Origin of the sequence: Prevotella vespertina, assembly GCF_009728485.1 — a bacterium.
GTDB lineage: Bacteria > Bacteroidota > Bacteroidia > Bacteroidales > Bacteroidaceae > Prevotella > Prevotella vespertina.
In genome coordinates, this window is record NZ_VVIQ01000004.1 from 248,116 (window position 1) to 255,472 (window position 7,357).

Sequence of the window (7,357 nt, forward strand, 5' to 3'; positions counted from 1 at the left end):
TGTCATTTTGTCTAAAAAACACGTCATTAAAACAATATGTCGCTATGTCATTATGGCTTAAAAACACGTCATTAAAACAATATGTAGCTATGTCATTTTGTCTAAAAACACGTCATTAAAACAATATGTCGCTATGTCATTTTGTCTAAAAAACACGTCATTAAAACAATATGTCGCTATGTCATTTTGTCTAAAAAACACGTCATTAAAACAATATGTCGCTATGTCATTTTGTCTAAAAAAACATGTCCTTCTGTCTTAAAAACAAGTTCCTCTGTCTTTAAAGAGGATGTTAATCGTCATTATCTACGACTATATTCCCACCAGTTAGAATCTTTTGAGACCCGTTCATATAGGTGAGAACTATCTTTGTAAACTTCATATTCGACGAGTCCCCCCACGTATAATAGGAGGAGTTATTCCATTCCCACGAGCTCGTATGGAACTCTTCTACAGGTCCAGTACCCCTAAACACACCTTGACAACGCACATCCCCGACATCATTCGTGATGATGAAATGGAATGCAATATAGCGTATCTTGCTCTTGCGAGTATTAACGAATGAGAGGCTCATAGTCACATATCCGTTCTCATCATCCCAATCCCAATCCTTGATGTAACCATAGGGTGCTAGTTCACGTAGCCCATTGATATAACTTGTATACGAATCGGTCAGGTTATCCAAGGCACTACGCCTATTGCGATCAGACAATGAAAGCTCTTTCTGGAAGGCTTTCCAATGATACATAAACGCTGAGTCTTCACGCAACTCATCAGTTATTTGTGCTCGATGCACATCCTTATGATCCAATCCGAGATCGCCATCTTCCTGCGTAAAGAAGTAGATGGAATCATTGTCGATACCGATTGTCTCCGATACATCCGAGCCATTGAAAGTGTTATCGCAGAACGTGCAATACAAGGTGGAAGAGCCCAAAGGCACATCATGCGCCGTATGGCTCCGACGGTATTGCTCCCTTTGATTGGCTCTATCAATCTCTGCCAACTGACGATGAAGCACCTCATCGAGTGAGTCCTGTTGTGCTTTTGCTGTGGAATCAGCAATCTCCTGCCCTCGACGCTGGTTCAACACATAATACTTATCGGCTAATTGTCGGTTGCGTTTGTCGATAGCTTGTGTGAGAGCAGTGCCCGATAAATGAGGTATATCCTTGAGTTTCTTGATGTATTTAGCAAACTCCTTTTCCAATACGATGACCACATTTCCGTTCTTTGTGAGCACGTAAAGGCAATTAGTCGACTTATCGAAAGCATAGTTCTCCACGACATCATTCACCTCAGGAACCATCCTGTTCGTTAACACCTCATAGTATCCTAATCCGTTGCGATGGTAACTTACGAGTTCTTTACGCAGCATTGAATTGCGGTCGGAATACTGAGCTTGAATGCACTGACACGTTATTAGTAAGCAAAGAATTGCCAAGATTTTTCTCATAGAGTGTACTTAAATGGCTGTAATAAATGGTTTTGTTTATTGTGCAAAAATAATAATAAAAAGCGAACTAGGCAACGGTTCTACTGCAAAAGATAGATTGCGATGGTAAGGAAAGGGCGTTTCCTTAAAGCCTCCCTAAGTCTTTCTAAAGGAGGAATAACCTTATCCTAGCTCGCTCCCGTTAGGTAGTCCTCCCCTTTCGAGGAGGATGAGTGGGGCTGGATGGAGCCTTATTTCCAACTATGTTCACCCAATTTATATTCTCCTTTGACCTTTATGTCCATCCCCATGAGCTTCATTCTCGACTCCATGTTATAGTCGTTCACCCAGAAAGAAGGGGTGAAGTGATAGGTCTCAGTGGCGTTATAAGAGATAGTAGTCATACCCATTGCTCTCATTTGTGACCAGTTCTTTTCAATCTGCGAAACGGCATCGTCGCCTACTCCAAACTTCTTCATATTACCGATGAGGAAGCCCTTTACGTCATCTTCTGACATGTTCGCTTTGACCTTACCCACGATGGTGAGCATTCCAAGGATTTGGTTGACATCATAAGAGGTAGTGGTCTTCATGCCCTGAACCGACTTATCTTCTTGATCGCCAGTCTTCAATGTCTTGCCATAGAGACTGAATACAGTTTGCTCCTTAACATACTCTGTTATGAACTCTTCCGTGAGTGTGTTACTAAGTGCCATGAGCATGTTCATCTTTGGATTAACCTTTTCGATCTCTGGGTTCTTGGCGTATAATGAATCAATCTTAGCTATGCCAGTCTTACTCATCTTGCCCACTGCTTCCTCGGAATTAAGCAACTTTTTGAGAGCTCCATTCTTATCGGTTTGATAGAGCAGAGGTACGTCGTTCAGCATTGTCAATAGCTGTCCACCACCCTGCTGGAGTGCTGTCTCATCACCATCTACCTTTAAATCGGAGAAGAGGAGTTCGATCTGATAGCCCTCGGCATTGACTTCCTTCACATCGACATGCAGCTTACTTGTCACGTTGGCAGTCAGTGTTTTGCCTTGCATCATACTTGCCAAATCAATGTTTGCAGTATATTCATAGGTAGCTTTATCGCCCTTATTAAAATTCGCTTTGATGAGCGTTTGCGCCTGTAAAGCTACTGCTGTGAATAAGAGAACGAATGTTAGAAATGTCTTTTTCATACGCTTTTGGTTTTTAGTGAATAGAATATTAATATTGTATAAAGCAATTATCTCCAACCCAAGAAACTGATTCCTCGGATTGGAGACAATATGTTTTTAATATGATCTTGCGATGATGACGCGATACTTAGCAGGCTTTCCACTTACCATATCGACGCCCGGTGTCTGTTCAAACATGTATGGGACGCAACGGATAGTGGCTTGTGTATCCTCCTTGATCTTGGCTTCTGTCTCTTCAGTTCCATCCCAATGACAGAGGAAGAAACCACCATCTTTCACCTTCTCTTTAAACTCTTCGTAGTTCTCGCACTCGTAGATATGCGAGTCACGGAACGCCTTCGCTTTATGGAAGATATTGTCTTGAATGTCATCAAGAAGAGCCTTCACGTGCTCGACAATACCATCAAAACTAACGCTCTCCTTCTCTAGTGTGTCACGACGCATGAGCTCGATTGTATTGTTCTCAAGGTCACGTCCACCCATTGCAAGGCGCACTGGCACACCTTTGAGCTCATAATCTGCGAACTTAAAGCCTGGTCGCTTGTTGTCAGCATCATCGTATTTAACAGTGATACCAAGCTCTCGAAGTCCGTCAATGACGGGTTGTAGCTTTGCAGTTAACTCTTTCAACTGCTCTTCGCCTTTGAAGATTGGAACGATAACAACCTGTATTGGCGCAATCTTCGGTGGTAGAACGAGTCCGTTATCATCGGAGTGTGTCATGATGAGAGCACCGATCAAACGTGTACTAACGCCCCATGAGGTAGCCCAAACATATTCTGGCTTGTTGTCTTTATTTAGGTAGGTAACATCGAAAGACTTGGCAAAGTTCTGTCCAAGGAAGTGTGACGTACCACTTTGTAAAGCCTTTCCATCCTGCATCATAGCCTCAATAGTGTAGGTGTCCAAAGCACCTGCAAAACGTTCTGTCTCGCTCTTTACACCCTGAACAACTGGTACAGCGAGCCACTTCTCAGCGAAGTCTGCATAGACATGAAGCATTGTTTGTGCTTCTTTCTCGGCCTCTTCACGAGTAGCGTGTGCCGTGTGTCCCTCCTGCCAAAGGAACTCAGATGTACGCAAGAAGGGGCGTGTGCGCATCTCCCAACGCATCACATTGCACCACTGGTTACACATCAGTGGCAGGTCACGCCATGAGTGAATCCAATTCTTATAAGTGTTCCAAATAATCGTTTCACTCGTTGGACGGATGATTAACTCTTCTTCTAACTTAGCATTAGGGTCAACTTCAACGGCATTACCATCGTCAGTTGCCTTCAAACGATAGTGTGTGACTACAGCACACTCTTTAGCGAATCCCTTTACATGTTCTGCCTCTCTTGATAGGAAACTCTTAGGGATAAGGAGTGGGAAGTAGGCGTTCTGCACACCAGTCTCCTTAAACATCTTATCGAGTTGAGCCTGCATCTTCTCCCAAATAGCGTATCCGTAAGGCTTGATAACCATACATCCGCGGACTGCAGACTGCTCTGCTAGATCGGCCTTTATTACCAAGTCGTTGTACCATTGAGAGTAGTTTTCAGCTCTCTTGGTCATGTGTTTTAGTTCTTTTGCCATATATTTATAATCTTCAAAATGCTTGTTTTAGGGGAAATCCACTACCTTTTAGGTATTTCCCCATACCTTTGAGCGGTATAATGTCTATCTTTGTGCAAAATTACAAAAAATAGTTGGCAATAGTCTCAATACTCCAATAATTGTTTAACTTTGCATGAATTAAAGGAGAGAGAACCGATAAGGAGGATTGCTGAAAAGGTAAAAAGAGAATTATCACATTATAATATATACAGTTATGAAGAATATGAAAATGATGGCAGCAGGGCTATGTGTGCTCTCTGTCGTAAGCTGTCAAACAAAGCAAGGAACTGGAACTTTAATCGGTGGTGGCGCTGGTGCTGTACTCGGCGGCATTGTTGGTCAGATCATAGGTAAGAATGGTAAGAGTACTGCAATAGGTGCTGCTATTGGTGGCGCAGTAGGTGCTGGAGCTGGAGCTATCATCGGTCGTCACATGGATAAGGTGGCTCGTGAAGCTGCACAACAGCTCCCTAACGCTAGTGTTGATAAGGTTACGGATGCAAACGGACTTGAGTGTGTGAAGGTAACATTCGATTCTGGTATCCTATTCCCACTCAATGGTTCTAACTTGAATGCGGCTGCTAAAAACGATCTAACGAAGTTGGCAGGGCTTATGAAGACTAATTCAAACTGTGACGTGGCTATTCAAGGTTACACAGATGCCTCTGGTAACGATAATATTAACATCCCTCTGTCTCAGCGTCGTGCGTCTGCTGTATCTTCTTACTTGAGAGGGCAGGGTGTTTCTAGCCGTCAGATTCGTTCGGTAGAAGGCTTCGGAAGCCAGAACCCGATTGAGAATAAGACTGTTAGTCAGAAGAACCGCCGTGTGGAAGTGTATCTATATGCTTCTCAAGAGATGGTTCGCCAAGCTAATAATGGTTCTTTGTAAGCTATAAGAAATCGGGTGACCATACGCTGAGAGAGCAATGGCTTGCTTGATTAGAAGTAGACATTAGGAAGTAGGAAGAATTTGTTTGAGGTTCTTCTTACTTCTTTTTTTTTTGCTGATTGTAGTTAGATTTGTAAATTAAAATATACCCTTTAACTGGATATAACCAATATCTCCATAAGATAAAAACGAAGATTTCCCAGGAAACTAGTACCGCTAGTCCTGGGAAATCTAATCTTATAGATACTACTTCTTCGTAACGCTGTTTGAAGCCTCAGTCAACTTTGAAGTAATCTCAGAGAATTTCTTCATCTGTTCAGGCGTCAACTTGTCCTTAACCATATCTAATTGAGAACTAACTTCCAATGCTTTCTGCAAAACAGGTGTCCACTGTGTAGCAACTGACGCATCACCAGCTTTCATCTTATTCATGAGTCCAACTAACTCATCTACACAAGAACTATAAGATTCAAGAAGTGCTTCTGGATCTTTAGAATCAGCCGTCGTAGATGCTGCTTGACCACCACCTTTTGTTGAATCAGTCATTTCTACTGCTGCACCATCAGCATTCTTCTGCTCTTTCTTCTGGTTACATGAAACGAGACACAAAGCAAATAAAGCTACTGCAAATAATCCAATCTTTTTCATAACATGTTGTTTTTAAATAAAAAGAAGTGTTTAAAGTTATTTGATTGCAAATATAGTCTTTATTCAAATACTACAAGGTTTAGTCCAGTTAAAAATAATTAAGTGAGTAAACAAATCCCTTCACATATGTACTTCAGCTTCTATTATTCTACTAACTCTTCCCTTCTCTGACCAAGATATTACCGCTCTTGTAATAACATAATCAATTAAAACCAGCCGAATAATACGTGTGTCCAACACTATACTTATCTAAAACTTTTCATCCTTCAGCCTTATTCAATATAAAAACAGGATTATGAAAGAATCAATCAAAGATGCAGTAAACAGATGTTGTACGTTATCTCAATCATTGCAAAGCAACAATTTACAGAAATATCAGCTTTTCCTCGCCTATTAAGAATAACATTCAGCAATCCACCCTACCATCAACATTATCGGTGCTCTGCATTAACACATCATGTGTATAGCCTAAATACTACAAGCAGTCAGCATTAATTCTTCTTGAACACGTACCACTTTCATCATTCAATACTTGTCCAACTTTTCATTAAAAAACTACTGCTTGTGTGACCTAATACTTGTTTCTAAATAAAAAGTACTATCGTTTTATCAAAAATGGAGGTACGTTTTACTAAAAACGGAGGTATGTTTTATAAAAAACGGAGGTACGATTTATCGAAAACGGAGATACGATTGGTAGAAATCACTAAAACAATATTGAGGCTCATTTGTAGTATTTCTGCAATTACTCTCCATCAGTATGACTTTCTTGCGGATAGTGAACATTCGTTTGGAGAGGGCTGGGAAGAAGATTGGAGAGAGAAGGTCAGTAATGGCTCTCCATCTATATTACTTTCCTGCGGATGGTGAACGTTCGTTTGGAGAGGGCGGGGAAGAGGATTGGAGAGAGAAGGTCAGTAATGTCTCTCCATCTACATTACTTTCCTGCGGATAGTGAACGTTCGTTTGGAGAGGGCGGGAGAGAGGATTTAGGAGAGGAGGTTGAGGAGTAATAAGGTGATAGAATTGAGAGTGGAGCCACAAAAAAGGGAACAAAAAAAGAGAGCCTCAAAGATTTCTCTTCGAAGCTCTCTCATATTAAAGAAGGCGGCCACCTACTCTCCCGCATTGCATTGCAGTACCATCGGCGCAGACGGGCTTAACTTCTCTGTTCGGAATGGGAAGAGGTGGAACCCCGACGCAATAACCACCTAATATTTTGTTCGGTTGACTAGTTATGAAGTTGACAAGGACTAGTTATTGCTTCTGTCTTTTGTCATTTCTTCTTTTCTTATCAGTAGATTCTTCGTAGTTTTATATTAGTCTCTCGGACTAATAATTCGTTTACTTGTATACTTTTAACTTGTTTTCTTGTCAACTTGTCTACTCGTAAACTCTTCTACTAATCTGTCAACCGTATAAGGTGACGTATTTTCACAAGCAAAGACTCCTATGTTAGAACTGATTACTTCATTTTAAAGATTACACAGCTCAAAGTCTGAGTCACTGGTCTGCACTATCGACTTGGATAGTGCTAGACCCGAAGAAAGTTTTGGGCAATTAGTAGTGCTCGGCTTTGACGTCACCGTCTTTACA

General features: G+C 41.4%; 6 protein-coding genes and 1 rRNA gene. 2 read left to right on the plus strand and 5 right to left on the minus strand.

Annotation, left to right across the window (positions count from 1 at the left end; translation table 11 throughout):
* Positions 1 to 292 precede the first annotated feature (292 nt).
* The 3 genes from F0475_RS05730 to proS all read right to left on the minus strand — a co-directional run bounded on the left by F0475_RS05730 (position 293) and on the right by proS (position 4,200).
* On the minus strand, positions 293 to 1,456 hold the full coding sequence (locus F0475_RS05730; RefSeq protein ID WP_234422965.1) for a hypothetical protein: 1,164 nt from the start codon (positions 1,454 to 1,456) through the stop codon (positions 293 to 295).
* Between the two features lie 230 nt (positions 1,457 to 1,686).
* Positions 1,687 to 2,622, minus strand: a complete 936-nt coding sequence (locus tag F0475_RS05735; RefSeq protein ID WP_155715864.1) for a hypothetical protein — start codon at positions 2,620 to 2,622, stop codon at positions 1,687 to 1,689.
* Between the two features lie 96 nt (positions 2,623 to 2,718).
* Positions 2,719 to 4,200 (minus strand): proline--tRNA ligase, encoded by a 1,482-nt coding sequence (gene proS / locus F0475_RS05740; RefSeq protein WP_009435833.1) that lies wholly within the window; start codon positions 4,198 to 4,200, stop codon positions 2,719 to 2,721.
* 235 nt (positions 4,201 to 4,435) lie between these two features.
* Between proS and F0475_RS05745 the strand changes: the two genes are divergently transcribed.
* On the plus strand, positions 4,436 to 5,113 hold the full coding sequence (locus F0475_RS05745) for an OmpA family protein (protein WP_009435836.1): 678 nt from the start codon (positions 4,436 to 4,438) through the stop codon (positions 5,111 to 5,113).
* Positions 5,114 to 5,359: 246 nt separating this feature from the next.
* Here the strand turns inward: F0475_RS05745 and F0475_RS05750 are convergent, their stop codons facing one another.
* Positions 5,360 to 5,761 carry a hypothetical protein gene (locus tag F0475_RS05750; protein WP_009435966.1) on the minus strand — a complete coding sequence of 134 codons (402 nt, stop codon included), beginning with the start codon at positions 5,759 to 5,761 and terminating at the stop codon, positions 5,360 to 5,362.
* Positions 5,762 to 6,521: 760 nt separating this feature from the next.
* On the opposite strand from F0475_RS05750, the gene F0475_RS05755 reads away from it, so the two are divergent.
* Positions 6,522 to 6,716, plus strand: a complete 195-nt coding sequence (locus F0475_RS05755; RefSeq protein WP_155715865.1) for a hypothetical protein — start codon at positions 6,522 to 6,524, stop codon at positions 6,714 to 6,716.
* A 147-nt stretch (positions 6,717 to 6,863) separates the two neighbouring features.
* On the opposite strand, the gene rrf is transcribed toward F0475_RS05755, so the two are convergent.
* Positions 6,864 to 6,976 (minus strand): 5S ribosomal RNA (gene rrf / locus F0475_RS05760).
* Positions 6,977 to 7,357: the final 381 nt, after the last annotated feature.